Genomic DNA, 18,195 nt, shown 5'->3' with positions numbered 1-18,195 from the left:
TAATAGGAATCTGAATCATATCGAATTGTATGACATCGAGCGGGGGCCGGCCTGAACATCAGGTCGGTCTCTGTTCGAGAGTTGACATGAAAATAAAGGAGCAAACAATATGGCGAACTCCACTCATGATACACAAACCGAAATGCAGGACAAGGCGGTGCTGGTCAGTCTGATTACGGATGAAGTCAAACGATCTGGCATTAATACGGAATACTCGTTGGATGAGCTGGTGAAACTGGCTGAGACAGCGGGGGTTGAAGTACTGAGCGTTCTGACACAGAATAAGGAAGCCAAGGACTCAAAATGGTTTATCGGCAAAGGAAAAGTAGAGGAATTGCGCGCAGTTGCTGAAGAATTGGGAGCGAATACAGCAATTTTTGATCAGGAGCTCTCGGGGGCCCAAGTACGGAATCTGGAAGAAAGTCTGGATCTCAAAATTATTGACCGTACACAGTTGATTCTGGACATTTTTGCTCAACGTGCAAAAACCCGGGAAGGTATTATTCAGGTTGAACTGGCGCAGTTGTCATATTTACTCCCCCGTTTGTCTGGACATGGCAAAAACCTCTCGCGTCTTGGCGGCGGAATCGGAACACGTGGTCCTGGTGAAAGCAAGCTGGAGACAGACCGTCGTCATATCCGTGACCGAATCAGTGATCTGAAACGCCAATTGGAGGAAGTGACCCGTCACCGGTATTTGCACAGGGAGCGCAGACAAAAGAGCGGTATTGTTCAGGTTGCACTTGTTGGCTATACCAATGCGGGCAAATCGACGCTGTTGAAGCAACTGACAGCAGCCGATGTATATATTGAGAACCAACTGTTTGCGACGCTGGATCCTACCTCCAGAACAATGGAACTTCCGAGTGGAAAAGAAGTTATTCTTACGGATACGGTCGGTTTTATTCAAAATCTTCCTCATGATTTGGTGGCTTCCTTCCGGGCTACTTTGGAGGAGGCGAATGAGGCACATCTCATTTTGCATGTCGTGGATGCGTCTTCGGATATGCGAGACGAACAGATGAAAGTTGTAGAGACGATCTTGCAGCAGCTAGGGGCTGCGGACAAGCCTCAGATCGTATTATTTAACAAAAAAGATGCCTGTACTCCTGAGCAACTCGAAATGCTTCCTTCCGGGGAGGGTTATTTGAAAATCAGCGCTTTTGATGAAGGGGATTTGCTGGGCATTCGCGAACTGATTCAAGAGCATCTGAGTGGTGATACGCTGAGATTTCGTATTCCTGCGGAACGTGGAGATTTAACATCGGTGCTTTATCGAATTGGAGATGTACTACTGACAGAGTATGATGGCAATGATGTCATTTATGAAGTTGAAATTCAAAGAGGCGAGTACGAAAAGTATGGTCATGCGCTCAGCGAGTTCACAGAAGGTTAACATCTAATGATGTTTTTGGGTCAATAAAATGATAATGCTCATCGTTCAAAGTGAACAATAATATAACATGAATAGCCTAAGGCTGCGTAAGAGAGAGGGTCAAGAAAGTAAATGGTAGTTTTTAGTCCAGAAATACAGCAAATTCAGGAAACGGCAGAACATAAAATACAAGAACGTATACAGCACATAGATCATATTGTAGATTCAAATCAGTGGAAGGTAATTCAGGCATTCCAGCGGAAGCAAGTGAGCGATTTCCACTTTGCGGGTTCGACGGGATATGCTTACAATGACCGGGGACGTGAGGTGCTGGAAGAAGTCTATGCGGAAGTGTTCGGTGCGGAGGCAGCGTTGGTGCGTCCGCATTTTGCTTCGGGTACTCATACAATTGCCACTGCTTTATTTGGTGTGCTGCGTCCAGGGGATGAACTGTTGTACATTACTGGGAGGCCTTATGATACCCTGCATAAAGTGATTGGTAAGCCCGGCGACGGAACAGGATCATTGCAGGATTTTGGCGTTACTTATGGAGAAACCTCACTGACAGCGGAAGGTAAAGTGGACTGGGAAGCAGTGAAGGCTGCGATCCATGACAATACCAAAGTAATCGGTATTCAGCGCTCACGCGGTTATGATTGGAGAGCTTCCTTTAGTGTAGCAGATATTGAAGAAATGACAGCACGTGTGAAGGAAATAAAACCTGACGTTATTGTCTTTGTTGACAATTGCTACGGTGAATTTACCGAGAAGCTGGAACCTACTCAAGTCGGTGTCGATTTGATGGCAGGTTCGTTAATTAAAAATCCCGGTGGTGGCATTGCAGAAACGGGTGGATATATCTGCGGCAAACAAAAGTTTGTAGAGCTGGCATCGTACCGATTAACTGCACCTGGAATTGGTGGAGAAGTAGGAGCCATGCTAGGTACTACACGAGGCATATTTCAGGGACTATTCCTTGCTCCAACACTGGTTGGGCAAGCGGTTAAAGGGAGCGTATTCGCAGCTGCGGTCTTTGAAGAGATGGGATTTGAGACCAAACCTGCCTGGCATGAAGAGCGTACGGATTTGATTCAGGCTATTTCTTTTAGTGGACCAGAGCATCTAATTGCTTTTGTACAGGGCATTCAGCGTGCGGCTGCCGTGGATAGCCATGTGGTGCCGGAACCGTGGGATATGCCGGGTTATGAGCATCCAGTTATCATGGCTGCAGGTACGTTCATACAAGGGGGAAGTTTGGAACTATCCGCAGATGCTCCTATTCGTGAGCCTTATATTGGTTACATGCAAGGGGGGTTAACCTACTCTCATGTTAAATTTGGAGTGCTTATGGCTCTGCAAACGATGAAAGAACGTAAATTATTGTGAGTTTTTCTAACATGTCATTGACACTTTGCATCAGCTAAATGTACAATAAGGTGTATAATAGATCACTGGAAGGTTGATGACAAATGGGCGACGAAATTCGCAGAAATATGGCCTTATTTCCAATAGGTATTGTCATGAAGCTAACGGACTTGTCAGCACGTCAGATTCGTTATTATGAACAGCACAACTTGATAGTTCCTGCCCGTACATCTGGAAACCAACGTCTTTTTTCTTTTAATGACGTAGAGCGTCTGCTTGAAATTAAGGCGTTGATCGAGAAAGGTGTTAACATTGCGGGAATTAAACAAGTCATGAATCCGGTTACCAAGGAATCGGAGGAAGCTACGGTTATTACTGCAGATACGGAAGTCAAACGCCGTGAAATGTCTGATACTCAGCTTCACCGCTTGCTGAAACAACAACTTGTTGCAGGCAAAAGACCAGGACAGGTATCCCTGATCCAAGGCGAATTATCACGGTTCTTTAATAAGAGATAATGCTTGACTTAACTCTTGGTATAAGGTCGCCTTACATTAAAACCAGGTCTCATCATTTAAGTAATTTATAGAACAACGGATTCGTATATAGTCGTTACAGAAAGGGAGAGGTTAGAGTGAGTTATAGCAGAGAAGATATCCTTCGGATTGCGAAAGAAGAAAATGTTCGTTTTATTCGTTTGCAATTTACAGATTTGCTGGGCACTATTAAGAACGTTGAAATTCCGGTTAGTCAACTGGAAAAAGCATTGGATAATAAAATGATGTTTGACGGATCTTCCATAGAAGGTTATGTGCGTATTGAAGAATCTGATATGTATTTATATCCGGATTTGGACACTTGGGTTGTATTCCCTTGGGTAACCTCGGATCGTGTAGCTCGTTTGATCTGCGATATTTACAAGCCGGATGGAGTCCCGTTTGCAGGTGACCCGCGGGGCATCTTGAAACGTGTACTTAAGGAAGCCGAAGAGCTGGGATACACTTCGATGAATGTCGGACCGGAGCCTGAATTCTTCTTGTTCAAAACGGATGAAAAAGGCGAGCCAACTACAGAACTGAATGACCAAGGCGGGTATTTTGACCTGGCTCCGATGGATCTGGGTGAAAACTGCCGTCGTGAAATTGTACTTAAGCTTGAAGAGATGGGCTTCGAAATTGAAGCATCCCATCATGAAGTTGCACCTGGTCAGCATGAGATTGACTTTAAATATGCAGACGCGATTAAAGCTGCGGACCAGATTCAAACGTTCAAGCTCGTTGTTAAGACGATTGCTCGTCAGCATGGTTTGCATGCTACCTTTATGCCAAAACCTTTGTTTGGTGTAAATGGCTCCGGTATGCACTGCAATCAATCGTTGTTTAAGGACAATGAAAACGTATTTTATGATGAAACGGACGAACTCGGATTAAGCCAGACGGCCCGCCACTATATGGCTGGTATTCTGAAACATGCACGTGCAATGGCAGCGATCACGAATCCAACAGTAAATTCCTACAAACGTCTCGTACCTGGTTATGAAGCGCCTTGTTATGTGGCTTGGTCTGCAAGCAATCGCAGTCCAATGATTCGGATTCCCGCGTCTCGTGGTCTGAGTACTCGCGTCGAAGTTCGTAACCCTGACCCAGCGGCGAATCCTTATTTAGCCTTGGCAGTGATGCTGAGAGCTGGTTTGGATGGTATCAAACGTCAGTTGGCTCTGCCAGCTCCGATTGATCGTAACATTTACGTGATGTCTGAAGAAGAGCGGATTGAAGAAGGCATTCCAAGTCTGCCTGCAGACTTGAAAGAAGCTTTGTCTGAACTTATTCGGAGCGAAGTTATCTCTGACGCACTGGGTGACCATGCATTGGCCTACTTCTATGAGCTTAAGGAAATTGAATGGGATATGTATCGCACCCAAGTACATCAATGGGAACGTGATCAATATCTGACGCTTTACTAAAATGGGAAATCCCTTGGCGCTCTAAGCGTTGAGGGATTTTTGCTTTGGGGGTAGTATATGGATATTATGAAGTTGAATTATAAAGCGCCCCCAAATTGCCCCCAAACTTTTTATTATCGAAATAAATTCTCAGTAAAAGACTCATATTTCCCCATGTTATTCGATTCTATTTTTTTTGAAATATGAGCATAGATGTCTGATGTTACTTGGATGCTACCATGTCCCAAGCGTTCCTGCCATATTTCATATCAGCACCAGCTTCTAATTGCAATACTGCGTGCGTATGTCGAAGAGAATGGATAGGTAAGGGGGGGAGTGCCGTTCGTTTTAATATCCTAGAAAATGAATTGAACAAAGACGATTTCGGGATCGAACTTCCATCTGTACGACACATAATTAGATTAAGATCATGCCTATACATTTCGCCTAAAGTGATCTTGTTTTGATTTTGAACATTTAGGTGGTGTCTTAATGCAGCCAATAAGGTGTTACTTATTTTTAAGGTTCTTTTTGAGTTGAATGTCTTTGTATCACCAAATAAATCATCAGGATTCTCAGGGAGATCGTAATCTAAAGTTTTACTAACGGTTGCCAAGCCATTTTTTAGATCAATGTCTGGCCACTGTAACGCGCCAACTTCTCCTTTTCGCATACCTGTCTCTAACATAAACATAAAGAAAAACCAATAAATATATCCGTATTTTTTTGCATTTGCTAGAAATTCAGGAATGTGCTCTGACTCAATAAATTTTACTTTATCTGATTTCTTAATCCCCCTGATAGTCACACCTTCACACGGATTCTTATCCAGTTTACCGAGCGTAACAGCCTTTTCTAGCGCGTCATGCATAGTGGAATGTATGAGTTCTACTGTACGTCTACTATAAACTTTATCCCCTCTACCTTTACTCTCAGAAAGCTTATTTATGAATTTTTGATACATGAGCGGCTTTAATTTTTGTAATGTAATTTTTTTGAAGTGGGGTTTTATGTGCTTTTCAATGTTGTACTCATGAAGATTCAACGTATTATGGAGACGTTCTTTGGTGGAACTTCCCGATTGAAGAACCACCATATTGCGGTACACCATTGGATGCAGACTGGCCGGATTATCATACACATTGGACGCCAATAACCATACCTATAATGGATAGAACGGGGCAAGGACATGCCGGAAGTATTTAAAATGCCGAAGTATCCATGTGCATTCTGTAAAAAGCGAAGGCGACACAGCTTTGTGATTTCATAATTGACCACTACCTCACAACAGCTAAGGATGAAAAAGGACGAATGATCGGTATGCAACATGAAACATGAAACATGAAACATGCAATAACCAAATGTGTACGGAATGCATGGTTATTTATGGCGGGCTTGAATTTTGCCCATGATGCAGCAAGCTTTGGAAATATATACAGGACAACCATGAAAGAAAGCCGGGAAGACTCTATGATACCGTATTTGGGAGGAACAACAATGACAGATAAACAACAACAGTATCCAAAATTGACGTATGAACAGCTTGAGGAATTGCATACAAGAATGGAAGAAAACAGCTATTGGCAATTACAACTGGGCTAAATATGAGGAAGGACGAGCTGACAAAGCAACAGAACGGCATGAGGCTGCTCTCCGAGATCGGGACGCTGTATATAAGAAATTGGAAGAGGCTGAATCCCTTATACAACAAAAGGATGCAGAGATAGCCAGGCTGAAAGCTCGCCTCCAAGATGTTTCTACAGTCTAGAAGAGCAGCGGAATATAAGCGATTCAGTAGAGCGTGACTCATGAATTACGCTTATACCTCTATACTAAGTGTTACTTCAGTTATCTTCTTTGATGATATAGATGCAGTAGATATAAGAAAAACAAAGTGGCTGCTAAACAAATATACTGACTTAATTGATGTAATCAAAAACTATGAACATTCATTAGAGCAAATTGAAAACGGAATGTCGGCTTATGACTTGCTTTCAGCCGAAGGCTCTGTAGCAAAAAGGGTAACAGGTCAAGAACTGACGGCAGACGTGACGGCAAATACTGTTTTGCTCAAGGATCAGCGTCACATAAATTACAGGTTTTATCTCCTCATTACAAACAATATCCGTTTTGCAATCTCTAACATTAGGGATGCGCATGAAAAGCTTGCTGCAAAACTTTTGTTCCTAGATGGGATGAAGTATCTAAAAGCTCAACAGTATATGAGCAGAGAGTATAAAAAAGGGATTCATGGTATATCAGCTACGACATTCGCTGATAAAAGACGTAAGGCCATAGAAAATTTAGCGAAAAGTCTTAAAGTCAACCGAACTTTGGATTTTGTGATCATCGACTATGGACGGGGCCGTAATAAGGAAGGAGAAATTGGACTTAGAATGCCAGAAGTAAATTAGACCGTAAGGGCTTAAGCCTTTGCGGTCTTTATTGTTGATGTCTAAAGTCTAGACTGAAAAATAAAGTATTTTCTTAGTGCTTAGGTTAAGATAAGTCCCCTGTTTAAGCACTACATGCTACCCGCGTACGTACTTTAATAGGTGATTGGAAATGGAATATAAATGAGGAGGACTTAGCCCAAGCGAAGGCGCGCGAGCGTTCTTTTTATTGAACTAACTGACAGGATAGCTCAATCGTTTCTCGAATATTTTCTGAGTTGGATAATTTAATGAACTTTGTGAATATAACGTTATCTGAAAGATACGAAATAATTATTTTTTGAAGGGATGATTAAATTGAAGCAAGGGATATTAGTTTTTCTAAATGGAACTTCAAGTTCTGGAAAGACCTCCATATCGACTGAACTCATAAATCAGAAAGAGATCCTTTTTTATCATTTATCAATTGATGATTTTTTTAATAATTACTATGATTTTATTAATAATAAATTTCCAGATGATCCTCCAAAAGAAATAGATCATCAAGTTGTCTCACAAATCCTTGATGATTCCATATTCTCAGTGTACCATTCGACAATTAAACTGTTATTAGAATTGGGTTTTAATGTAATAGCAGATACCATAATCGACAATGACAAGAGATTTAATGAGTTTCTTGATCAATTTTTCGATCAGCCTACGTTATTTATAGGTGTCATATGCTCGGAAGAAGAACTCATAAAAAGAGAGCAAACAAGAGGAGATAGACAGATTGGACTAGTAGCTTCACAGTTTAGCAAAATATATTGCTTTGATGAATATGACCTCGAAGTAAATACTGAAGAGATGAATCCAATAGAATGTGCCGAAAAGATATTAAGTTTTATTAAGTCCAATAAGGAATACTCGATTTTTAAGAAATTAAGTAAAAGAAATGTTAGTGTTTCCTAGATGGCGTATTCACCAGATAACACCATATTCAAACATTGGGCTACGCCCCTCGGTCTGCCCGAGGGATTTAGGGATTAAGCTAACGAGGAACGTTAGTTCAATGGAACAGCGACAGTCTAGGACTTTTTTTCGTCCTTTGCTGTCGCTGTTTCAATTTCTAGGCTCAGTCTACTACTTTATTTTCTTCTGATAGTAAGAACTATGTATATCCGTAGTAGGTACGGAGTAGAAAGGATTTACACTCTATTCAGGAACAAATAAAATCCATTCTAGGAGGCAATAAACATGGCACATAGTTACGCTTACTTGGACAAGGAAAAAATTCTCCATCTCCATCCGTTGGAAGATGAAGCAGTTAAGCATGGCAAGTATATGGGTACAAATCTGGATTACGACGAAAGTGGCTTCCCGATTATCGGCGGTGAAGGTGTAGTTTACTATGTAGACAAAGACACAGCTTATGTAAACGGAAATGAACATGATGGCAAACAAATTGCTGTACCAAGTGGCCTTAAAACACTAGCTGATCAACTTCTGTAATCGTTAAGATTTAAACGTGGTGGCGGAATAGACGCAAGGCCGTGATACATGCCTCGCCCACATCGAAACTAACTACAACTAATTCGAGACAGCCGTAAAGAGAGTCATAATACCCCATCAATAAGGGCGGCAGTGGCAAGCGCATGACGGAGGGTTAGGGCGTATTCAAAACTAAATCTATGAGAAAGACATTCGGGTACTATTTTTATAACGAAACGAAGGATATAGCGTTACTAATGGATCTGTTCAATCACACTGAACAGAAGGTGACATTACGTTATGTAGGTATCCTTCAGGACACTTTAGACGATGTTTTGAAGGATTTTGAGTTGTAGCAATTCTCTACAATAGGGTAACCGTGAATTCAAAATGGGAAAAGGACAACAAAACAAATAGCACCAAGCAATCTACGTGTTTTATGAGTTACCGAGAATATATAGTATAGTGAATTAGTTTTACATTATTTAGTTTAACAAGTGCTAGTTTTCTAGTAGTTAGAACAACATCACGAATAAATGCAAGTGGAGCGCTAGATTTATTTTTAGGCCTCCGCGTTAAAACCAACTCGAATACTTTGGTGGTGGTGAAAATTAAGTGAGCAGAGAACGAAATCCAAACCGGAAAAAGGCGCTGAAAATGTGGTTGGATAGCGGACGTGAAATGAAACTTAAGGATATAGCGTTAAAGCTGGGTGTGAGCGATTCCAGCATCCGCAAATGGAAGGCACTGGACAAGTGGAGCGAGCTTCCCGAAAAAAGAAAACGCGGGGGGCAAACAGGTAATAGGAATGCAAAAGGGAATAAGGGCGGAAGTGGTGGCCCTCCTGGGAACGACAAAGCAGTCACACATGGATTCTTCCGTAAATTTATGCCTCAGAATCCTGAGTTTCTTGAAATCATGGACGCAGTTCAAGAAATGGACCCAGTTGAAATGATCTGGTACAACATAACAACCCAATTCCAAGGCATCGTATGGGCACAACGAATTATGTTTGTTGAGGATAAAGGGGGAAATGATTAAAGAACTTAAAAAAGTCGAATATGAAATACACAATACAGGCACTAGGAAAGAGAAGAAGCTTGAGCAAGTAGCAATTAAAGAAGAACATGAATTTCAATTTTCATGGGACCGTTACGCTACTTATCTGAAAGCTCAATCGGCAGCAATGTCCGAACTTCGAGGTGCCATAAAGCAGTTTCTAGCAATTGCTCCAGAGGAAGATGAACGTCGTATGAAGCTTGATCAAATGCAAGCACAGGTCGAGAACGCGTCTTCAAATTGAAGAATTGAAAAACGAAAAAGGTGATTCGGAAGAAGACCTTATTGATGATTGGGTAGAGGCGATAATGGATGATGGCGAAGAAAACGGTGAGCTTGACCAAACGGATGGCGGCATTCAAGAAAAGGATGCCAGTGTACCGAAAAAGTCCTAAAACATTTTTCAAAGAGATTTTGAATTTTAACCCTGATAAGTGGCAAGAGAACGTTTCAGATGACATTGCAAAGTATCGTTTTGTTTCCGTAAGGTCCGGTCAGGAAGTGGGTAAGACTGCGCTTGAAGCGGCAATCTCACTATGGTTTTTATGCTGTTTCCCGTTTCCGCGCGTTGTTTGTACAGCTCCAACGAGGCAACAACTCAATGATGTGCTGTGGGCGGAGATCAGTAAATGGCAGTCCCAAAGTCCGATACTAAAACGTATCCTCAAATGGACTAAAACGAAGATATACATGAACAATTATGAGGAACGCTGGTTTGCAACAGCACGTACAGCCACAAAGCCCGAGAACATGCAGGGTTTTCACGAAGAATTATATGCTATTTATTGTGGACGAGGCTTCTGGTGTAGATGACAGAATTATGGCTGCAATATTTGGTACGCTATCAGGAGATTACAATAAACTTTTCATGTGCGGGAACCCGACTAAAACGAGCGGGTTCTTTTTTGATTCTCATAATAGAGATCGAGCGATATACAGGACACACCGTGTATCTTGCTTGGACAGCCCGAGAACCAGTAAAGAGAGCATCGAAATGCTCAAGGCGAAATATGGTGAGGGTAGTGATGTTTGGCGCGTTCGGATGTTGGGTGAATTCCCACGGGGAGAATCAGATACATTTATTTCGTTGGAAGTGGCGGAATTCGCAGCTAGAGAAGTGAAGCTGGAACCGAGCGGAGAAATGCTAACCATAGGCGTTGACGTTGCACGGTTTGGTGATGATGAAACCTCAATGTTTGCTGGTATAGGGCCAAGAGTTGTAGGGGAACACCATCATTTCAAGAAAGACACAATGGTTACTGCTGGTTGGGTAATCAGTCTGGCTAAAGAGCTACATATAGCTCATCCATATTTAAATCGAATCAGAATAAGAGTTGATGATAGCGGTGTAGGTGGAGGTGTAACGGATCGACTAAATGAAATCGTAGCTGAAGAGGGGCTACCATATGAAATCATTCCAATTAACAATGGTTCTTCATCTTTAGATGAGCACTATGGGAACCTAGTTACTGAAATGTGGGCATCTATTAAGGATCAATTGGAACAGAATATGAATAATTTCATAAATGGAGATGTGAGCGTTCTACAATTGCCTGATGATGATGTACTAATAACCCAACTTACAGCACGTAAATGGAACATGACCAGCAAGGGTAAAATGCTGCTTGAAAGTAAGAAGGATATGAAAAAGCGTGGGCTCAAGTCACCAGACCGAGCTGACGCTTTTGTTTAGACATTTGGGGAATATTTGATGGAACCAGATACACATACACATATTATGCTTCCTTCAATAGGTAGTGTAGCAGTAAAAAGATAATGTGGTAGAGCGGTTTTATAAGACAAAAGATAGCGGTTACACAGGCGTTCATATGGAGAGCATCAATCTACTAACGCAATCAGTAAACAGAGAACATCGCCGTTTACAACGTGGTCAAGGAAGCAGAGCTGGCAGTTAAGGATCGACTGATTGATCTAGCATGAGTAAACTGTCTTGCATTCAGAAGAAGGTAATTCTTCGAGCTAATTGGACGATGAGGGTGAATTTGATTACTTCAGTTGTGGGGAGATGGGGATTAGCCAGAGTTCCTTCAGCCGGATTAAGGCTGAAGCAATCGGAATATTAGCGGCTGCTTTAAAGCTGACAGTATCTCAGGAAATAAAAGGTGTAACGGTTGAGGTCGGCTGATGTCGACCTTTATTGTCAACTTGTCGATTTTCAGTGTCGCTGTTTGTCGAATGAAAGGTACTTAAGACACTCTTATTAATACTGTAATTATATTATGTAAATTATGAAATATAGACTATGTAAATTGAAATTCCTAAATGTTACAATTTAATGGAAATTTATTAATGAGGAGTGAGGGTATGAATTTTAAAAAAATTATATCTTTATCAGTTGCATTTGCTATAACCCTAGGTTTGGCAGGTCCTCAAGTATTTGCTGAGAATGATTTAGGTGATTCTGAGGCAAAAAATGATATTGTTCTCGAAAGTAATGAATTTAATGTTAATTCAGTAACGTCTGTGACTTATGGAGAGATTCAGTACATACCTGATAAGTATTTCCCTAAGAAACAAAAGCCTGGAGAAGTTCAGCCAATGTTCATACCAGCGGCAGCAGGAATTTACTTTATTCCTGGTGTTGGTGAAGTAGCTTTGATAGCTACTGGAGCAGTGGTTGTCGGAGGGGCAGCTTATTATGCTGGTTCTGCTGTTTATGAAAAGGTTCGGGTTTACTTTGCAGAAAAAGAAGCAGCAGAAAAAGAAGCAGCGCAAGAAAAAAGTTATCAAGACGCTAAACAAAGAGGCGTTCCTGCTGGCACACATTCTGAAAAGCATCCTCCTTTTAATAAGTTAGGTATAAACGGGAAATCTCGTTCCTCTGAAGATTTGTATGATAGTAAAGGATTGAAACAAAGAAGATATTATGATAAAAATGGTAATGCAGATGAGGATATAGATTATGATCATTCGAATGCAGATGGATCACACACCTTCCCACATCGACACAAATGGGTAAACGGACGAAGAATGTAGGTGAGATATAAAATGAGCGAGAATGAAATTACCCATCAAGAAATTATAGAATTTTTTCAACAGCACAGGGAAATAGAGTTTTATTATCGCGATAAGTTGTATGCCTTTCTTTCTTACAATGGAGGATTCGTGCTTGTTTGTGAAAACAAAGCGATAACTCCTACTTTCGAAACGTATGAAGAGATGGTAGAGAAAGGTTTGATTGACGGCAAGAAATTTTTGGAGAGATTTAAAAATAATGAATTAATAATTTCTTCCATACTTTAACATATCAGAGGGTGCCTATTAAGGTGCCCTCTTTTTTAATATTGTGCAGATAGCATAATGTCGGTCTACTTTTTTTGCGGAAAATTCCGATATATAACAAAAAAGGAGGAATACTATGTTTAAGAAATACACAGATTATTCGAGCACAAGGGAATACTTAAAGGAAAGATTTGAATTAAAGAGGAAATGGCTGAGATTTCAAAAAACATTTACGCTAGAAAAACTTGAAGTTGTTAAAACAACTTTAAAAAAAGAACATTCTCTAATTGAACTTGGCACCATAAAATCTGATATAAAAAGTGAACTAGATCAGCACAAATCTCTTGCAAGTTCAATACCAATGATAACTATTGTAATTACAATACTAGTGAGTACGCTTAGTAACAATACTACCTTGAATACAAGCTTAGACAATCAATTGAATACTTTAAGAATGAAATTTATGGATATTGTTACGGAACAATATCCACATCAAGATAAAGTTAATACATTTGGGGAGTATACGTTGAAAAAAATTAATGATTTGTCCGCCAGCTACTTCTTTGGTCATATTTATTCATGGATTCTTTATTTTTTGGCTTTATGTATGATTATCTTATTAGCATACTATTATGTTAGAACGAGATTTTTATCTTCTTTAGAGAATATAGTTGCTCAAAGTTATGAGGAAAAGGAAAGAGAAGAAAAGGAAGCTAAAGACCACCAGAAAAGACAGGAGCAATTAGATAAGAAACTTAAGCAAAAACAATTAGAAGATAGGAAAGCTAACTACAACAAAAAGAGGATTCAACTACCTGATAATTTTAAAAATATTGCCCGTTATTTGACCAAGAATTGAGGGCTTTATGACCTGCCATTGGACCATTGATATGGTGAAGTTGTATCATGGAAAATCAAATAAGGAACGAACCGCAGCTTTTCAGCCTCGGTGATCAGGTCGGCCAATGTGCCGGCCTTTTTGGTTTTTCAACAAAATATATTAGGAGGACATGATCATGTCTGCAAAACCACGTTTCGCATTTTTGAGTGAGGAGGGAATCTTGCACTTACACGATGAGGAGCACGCTTCGCAGCACGGCAAGTACGTACAAACAAGCCTGACTGACGACGAGAGCGGCTATCCAGTCGTTGAGGGTCAGGGCGTTGTGTATTATGCCAATGATGATAAGGCTTATGTTAAGGGTAACAAGAAAGATGGTCAGCTTATCCCAACACCGCCAGTGCTCAAGCAGCTCGCAGCAGAGCTTCTGTAATTGAGCAGTTTCCAGAATTACTCCTCGGATTATTCCGGGGTTTTATGGCACGCGCAGGCGGCAAGGAACCAGTTAACCAGCGGAAACATGAAACAGCCTGGTCAGAACCCTTGCGCGGTTCAATTCCGCAGCGTGTCTTCTATTTTTCCATCGATGGGAGAGGTATTGTGAAAAAGAGTCCGAAAACAGGAAAATGTATGCTTTGCAATGACCCTAATCCGAACCGGGAGAACACAACAATGGGCGCATCCTTTTGTAATACGTGCTGGGAAACTATGAAGTCCGGTGATGAGGATAAACTGGGTGAGAGAATTGTCTGGGACGAGTGTTTGATGGAAATAAAGTGTTAGACCGTGAAAATATAGTTCTAGACTGGCAGCTGCGGCGTTAAGCCAACGGGCAGGATGGTAGATAAAATATGTTATTATTGGATTGTGCAAAGTTTATTCCGCCTATTCGAAGGGAGATTAGTAGAAATGCAAAGTGCTCAACAGGTGCTAACAAATTATTTTCAAGCATTAGGAAGCAAACAGATTGATAAAGTGATCGAATTGGTTCATGATGAAGCGAAATTTATTATTCTTAAAAAAGAGCCTTCTAATAAAATTCCTTTATACGGCACATTTCATGGAAAAGAAGGTGTTAGAAATTATTTAAACTTATTAGAAGAAGCAGAACAAATAGAGAGTTTTGTCCTTCACAAACTCATCGGTAATAAGGAAGCAGCGTGTGCATGGGGGAATTTCCGCATCAAGGTCAATGTAACCGGGAAAGTGTTCGAGAGTGATTGGGCAATTATTTGTGAAGTAGAACAGGAGAAGATAATGTTTTTTCAAATCTTCGAAGATACTGCCGCACTAGAAGAAGCTTTTGATTTAAGAGACTGTTGATGTTAGTGCACCTACACATCACTATGCTGAGTAATCATACGAAAACGTAGGTTATTGGCCGGTAACATATCGAATTTGGTCAAGTATGCGCTACGCTAACGAAGAACGTTAATAGAATGATAACAGCGGCAGTCTAAGACTTTATTTTTACTTAATAGCGAGTAATATCGAGAAAGTGAGCAAAAGCCAGCTTATAATGGTTTAATTGCCCATTTTCCGGTATTGTCCGGTCTTAGTTCTTTGACGGCCATTTTCTAATATCAGTAAAATGGTCTTGTTTGTTACTAAGTACAAATGCTTTTATGCAACAACGTAGCGTTTTGCATCCCGCTTGCGGGAATAGAACCTATCGCTGTTTCTTTTTTCGGGTTTTAAATAAGCGCCTCGGTTCATTTGGTGCTCTAAATACATAGGCAGATACAAGTCACTCATTTGGGTGGCTTTTTTATTGCCTTGAAAGGATTTTTGGTTTGAAGAAGAAGCAGAAGAAAGGAATTTTGCTATACATGAAAGGCCCACCAAAACAGCCGAAAAAATGCAAAGGTTGTCTATGGGGTAGGTGGAACGGAGTTAAGCAGTTTTGTTCCCGTACAGCTTGTGTGAAAGAATGAATTAATCCCATCTAAAATATCTTGCCTTACACAACGTTACACTTCTATGCATAGGCTATCAGGAAGTAAAAACTTTACTGAGGAGTGTGACAAAAATGTATTATACCCACGGGGGAATACAGTATTACCCAGCAGGTAGACCGCCACAACAGCATATTATAAATCCAAATCAGGTTAAAAATTACCTGAATCAAGCCGTTGATATGAGGATGAGTAATGGACACCGTCTTTGTAACGTCTTTATTACGTATGTGTCTCCGCAGACAGATAAAACACAACCAGACTATGGAGATATGACTTATGTAAGAATTATTGATGGAAAGTTCGTTTCTTTATCAAATAATACACAAAACATTGACGAGGTCGGACCTGCTGGTTCCTTATGTGGTCATCGACCATCGTGGTAGAATGTTAAGCACCCATTGAGGTGCTTTTTCTTTTGCTCTTATACGCCAATATGTGAGTTGTTCTAAGCACTTTTTCCGTTATCCGGACGAATTACCGGAAAGAGTACAGCAAAGAGCAGAGAGAGGGCATACATACGCTCTGACAGCCTGTTATCCTGATGCCCTGCTACCCGAATAGTGGAAACCAACTCTAACTCAAATAGCCTTTTGAACATTTACACTACCTCTTTCATAGTATATGGCAGTTGATAAAGAGAGGTGGCTACTGATGGAAATACCAATAACAGGTTTTGTTGTTCATTCCCGTGATTCCGAATCTAACCATTCGCATAAGCTTTTTATTAGTTCGTGGGACGGTAGACCAGTTAATGTTCACGTACATCCTTTTAGTGGGAATACATCACTTGATGTAGGACACTACCACCATTACGCTGGAGTAACAGAACCAGCTCCAAGTGGTGTTCCGCATGTTCATAATTATTATGCAGAAACATCATTTAACGATCAACATACGCATCTAATTAGAGGTACTACAGGACCAGCCATTCACTTGACAGGTGGTGGGCATTACCATCATTTTGAAGGGTATACAACAGTAAACGGTAGAATTCCTCACGCCCATAGGTACAGTGGAAATACTGGAGATGAGAAAGACTACCGATATTAATCAATTTGAAAAACTCATCCCCATACAAATAGTGGGACTGATGGAGTTGGTTATGGCGGCATGTTTACCAGTGTCGGGGTTATTCTCGTACTATTTATACTGCTTATGATACTTGGGGGTTGTAATGCTTAAAGGACTCAGCCACAGGTTACTGAAGATTCGACTTTATGAGTACAGTGTAATTGGCCAAACAATTTAAAATCAGTAGTAACAATGACGAGCTACTACTGGCTCGTCTTTTCTTGTTCCAAGGTGCTGACGCTTAGAAAGCAATTTGGATGGGATGGATCGGCTACACTCTTCTAGACAGAAAAATTGTGGTCTAATATAGTAGACTACAGACCAACCTAGAAGGAGCAAACGGATCATGACTAAAAAAGAAAGACGTACCTTTAGCGCTGAATTTAAAGCGCAGATGGTTCAGCTCTATCAAAATCGCAAAGCACGAAAGGATATCATTCAAGAATATGATATGAATCCTTCATCGTTGGATAAATGGGTGAAAGAGAGTTCCACATCTGGATCCTTCAAAGAGAAAGACAACCGGACTCCAGAGGAATTAGAACTGATCGAACTTCGAAAACAGAACAAGCAACTGCTCATGGAGAATGACATTTTAAAGCAAGCCGCGCTGATCATGGGACGAAAGTAAATGTCATTCGCCAGAATAAACATAAATACTCGGTATCGGCAATGTGCGACGTCCTAAAACTCCCGAGAAGCACCTATTATTATGAAGCAAACAAAGTAGAAGTGACATCGGAGGGTGAGCTTCCCTCCCTGATTATGGACATTTTTCAAAGCAGCACTCAAAACTACGGTACGCGTAAGATTAAAAAAGTGTTACACCAGCAAGGTTTTACGGTATCCAGGCGGAGTATTGGACGAATCATGAAGGAATACGGGTTGGTTTCCTCGTATACGGTTGCTCAGTACAAGCCTCATCCCACGAGATGCAATGAAGCCAAGCAAGCGAATGTACTGGACCGGAAATTTGAACAAGAGCAAGCGTTGTCTGTCGTCGTAAGTGATCTGACGTACGTCCGAGTGGGTTCATATTGGAACTACGTATGCTTCTTTGTAGATCTGTTTAACCGCGAGATTATTGGCTACAGTGCAGGCCCTCACAAGGATGCCAAGCTGGTTGACCGTGCTTTGGCTTCAATTAAGGGCAACCTGAATGACATTCAACTCTTCCATACCGACCGAGGCAATGAATTCAAGAATAAGCTCATCGACGATGCGCTAGAGGCTTTTCAGATTGAGCGTTCTTTGAGCATGAAAGGCTGTCCCTATGACAATGCCGTTGCGGAAGCCACTTTTAAAATTTTCAAAACGGAGTTTGTGAAGAAACGTCATTTTGAAAGTCTTGCTGAGCTAACCACAGAATTACATGACTATGTACACTGGTTTAACCATATTCGGATTCACGGTTCTCTGGATTACTTGAGTCCAGCTGAGTTCAAGCAGAGACACCACAAAAAAATTGTCTAGTTTAG

18 protein-coding genes and 1 pseudogene are annotated in these 18,195 nt (G+C 40.9%); 17 read left to right on the top strand and 2 right to left on the bottom strand.

All coding sequences use genetic code 11. The features are described from left to right. Positions 1-109 precede the first annotated feature (109 nt). The 4 genes from hflX to glnA all read left to right on the top strand — a co-directional run bounded on the left by hflX (position 110) and on the right by glnA (position 4,703). Positions 110-1,396, top strand: a complete 1,287-nt coding sequence (gene hflX / locus MKY98_RS14360) for a GTPase HflX (RefSeq protein WP_029517891.1) — start codon at positions 110-112, stop codon at positions 1,394-1,396. A 111-nt stretch (positions 1,397-1,507) separates the two neighbouring features. Next, entirely contained in the window at positions 1,508-2,761 is a 1,254-nt protein-coding gene (locus MKY98_RS14355; RefSeq protein WP_029517890.1) for a methionine gamma-lyase family protein, read from the top strand. An 83-nt stretch (positions 2,762-2,844) separates the two neighbouring features. Then, entirely contained in the window at positions 2,845-3,258 is a 414-nt protein-coding gene (locus MKY98_RS14350; RefSeq protein ID WP_007430683.1) for a MerR family transcriptional regulator, read from the top strand. Between the two features lie 116 nt (positions 3,259-3,374). Next, complete coding sequence (gene glnA, locus MKY98_RS14345) at positions 3,375-4,703, top strand: type I glutamate--ammonia ligase (protein WP_013310575.1); 1,329 nt, start codon at positions 3,375-3,377, stop codon at positions 4,701-4,703. 202 nt (positions 4,704-4,905) lie between these two features. On the opposite strand, the gene MKY98_RS14340 is transcribed toward glnA, so the two are convergent. Next, positions 4,906-5,778 carry a site-specific integrase gene (locus tag MKY98_RS14340; RefSeq protein ID WP_049817008.1) on the bottom strand — a complete coding sequence of 291 codons (873 nt, stop codon included), beginning with the start codon at positions 5,776-5,778 and terminating at the stop codon, positions 4,906-4,908. A 712-nt stretch (positions 5,779-6,490) separates the two neighbouring features. Between MKY98_RS14340 and MKY98_RS14335 the strand changes: the two genes are divergently transcribed. The 11 genes and pseudogenes from MKY98_RS14335 to MKY98_RS14285 all read left to right on the top strand — a co-directional run bounded on the left by MKY98_RS14335 (position 6,491) and on the right by MKY98_RS14285 (position 15,011). Continuing rightward, complete coding sequence (locus MKY98_RS14335; protein WP_069010607.1) at positions 6,491-7,096, top strand: hypothetical protein; 606 nt, start codon at positions 6,491-6,493, stop codon at positions 7,094-7,096. Between the two features lie 336 nt (positions 7,097-7,432). Further along, a complete protein-coding gene (locus tag MKY98_RS14330) occupies positions 7,433-8,026 on the top strand; it encodes a chloramphenicol phosphotransferase CPT family protein (RefSeq protein ID WP_069010606.1) in 594 nt (197 codons plus the stop codon). Positions 8,027-8,311: 285 nt separating this feature from the next. Continuing rightward, positions 8,312-8,566 carry a hypothetical protein gene (locus MKY98_RS14325; protein WP_069010605.1) on the top strand — a complete coding sequence of 85 codons (255 nt, stop codon included), beginning with the start codon at positions 8,312-8,314 and terminating at the stop codon, positions 8,564-8,566. Positions 8,567-9,160: 594 nt separating this feature from the next. Beyond that, complete coding sequence (terS, locus tag MKY98_RS14320) at positions 9,161-9,586, top strand: phage terminase small subunit (protein ID WP_069010604.1); 426 nt, start codon at positions 9,161-9,163, stop codon at positions 9,584-9,586. Next, complete coding sequence (locus MKY98_RS14315; RefSeq protein ID WP_069010603.1) at positions 9,579-9,848, top strand: hypothetical protein; 270 nt, start codon at positions 9,579-9,581, stop codon at positions 9,846-9,848. The genes terS and MKY98_RS14315 overlap by 8 nt, the downstream gene beginning before the upstream one ends. 104 nt (positions 9,849-9,952) lie before the next feature. Beyond that, a pseudogene (locus MKY98_RS14310) lies at positions 9,953-11,297 on the top strand (terminase B). Positions 11,298-11,929: 632 nt separating this feature from the next. Next, positions 11,930-12,601 carry a hypothetical protein gene (locus MKY98_RS14305; protein ID WP_341010978.1) on the top strand — a complete coding sequence of 224 codons (672 nt, stop codon included), beginning with the start codon at positions 11,930-11,932 and terminating at the stop codon, positions 12,599-12,601. A gap of 12 nt (positions 12,602-12,613) precedes the next feature. Continuing rightward, positions 12,614-12,868, top strand: coding sequence for a hypothetical protein (locus MKY98_RS14300; protein ID WP_069010601.1), 255 nt, complete (start codon positions 12,614-12,616; stop codon positions 12,866-12,868). 115 nt (positions 12,869-12,983) lie between these two features. Then, on the top strand, positions 12,984-13,706 hold the full coding sequence (locus MKY98_RS14295) for a hypothetical protein (protein ID WP_069010600.1): 723 nt from the start codon (positions 12,984-12,986) through the stop codon (positions 13,704-13,706). A 157-nt stretch (positions 13,707-13,863) separates the two neighbouring features. Further along, on the top strand, positions 13,864-14,121 hold the full coding sequence (locus tag MKY98_RS14290; RefSeq protein WP_069010599.1) for a hypothetical protein: 258 nt from the start codon (positions 13,864-13,866) through the stop codon (positions 14,119-14,121). A gap of 476 nt (positions 14,122-14,597) precedes the next feature. Continuing rightward, positions 14,598-15,011 (top strand): nuclear transport factor 2 family protein, encoded by a 414-nt coding sequence (locus tag MKY98_RS14285; RefSeq protein ID WP_069010597.1) that lies wholly within the window; start codon positions 14,598-14,600, stop codon positions 15,009-15,011. 1,080 nt (positions 15,012-16,091) lie between these two features. On the opposite strand, the gene MKY98_RS14280 is transcribed toward MKY98_RS14285, so the two are convergent. After that, positions 16,092-16,244, bottom strand: coding sequence for a hypothetical protein (locus tag MKY98_RS14280; RefSeq protein WP_176715691.1), 153 nt, complete (start codon positions 16,242-16,244; stop codon positions 16,092-16,094). 53 nt (positions 16,245-16,297) lie between these two features. Between MKY98_RS14280 and MKY98_RS14275 the strand changes: the two genes are divergently transcribed. Next, on the top strand, positions 16,298-16,696 hold the full coding sequence (locus tag MKY98_RS14275; RefSeq protein WP_081317533.1) for a YmaF family protein: 399 nt from the start codon (positions 16,298-16,300) through the stop codon (positions 16,694-16,696). A gap of 367 nt (positions 16,697-17,063) precedes the next feature. After that, positions 17,064-18,190 (top strand): IS3 family transposase gene (locus MKY98_RS14270; RefSeq protein ID WP_141695453.1). Its coding sequence is split into 2 segments (ribosomal slippage): positions 17,064-17,313 and positions 17,313-18,190, totalling 1,128 coding nucleotides; the frame shifts between segments, so codons are not numbered across the junction. Positions 18,191-18,195: the final 5 nt, after the last annotated feature.

Source organism: Paenibacillus sp. FSL M8-0228 (assembly GCF_038007385.1).
GTDB lineage: Bacteria > Bacillota > Bacilli > Paenibacillales > Paenibacillaceae > Paenibacillus > Paenibacillus polymyxa_D.
The sequence above is the reverse complement of the archived record's forward strand: the minus strand, read 5'-3'. Positions and strand labels throughout refer to the sequence as shown.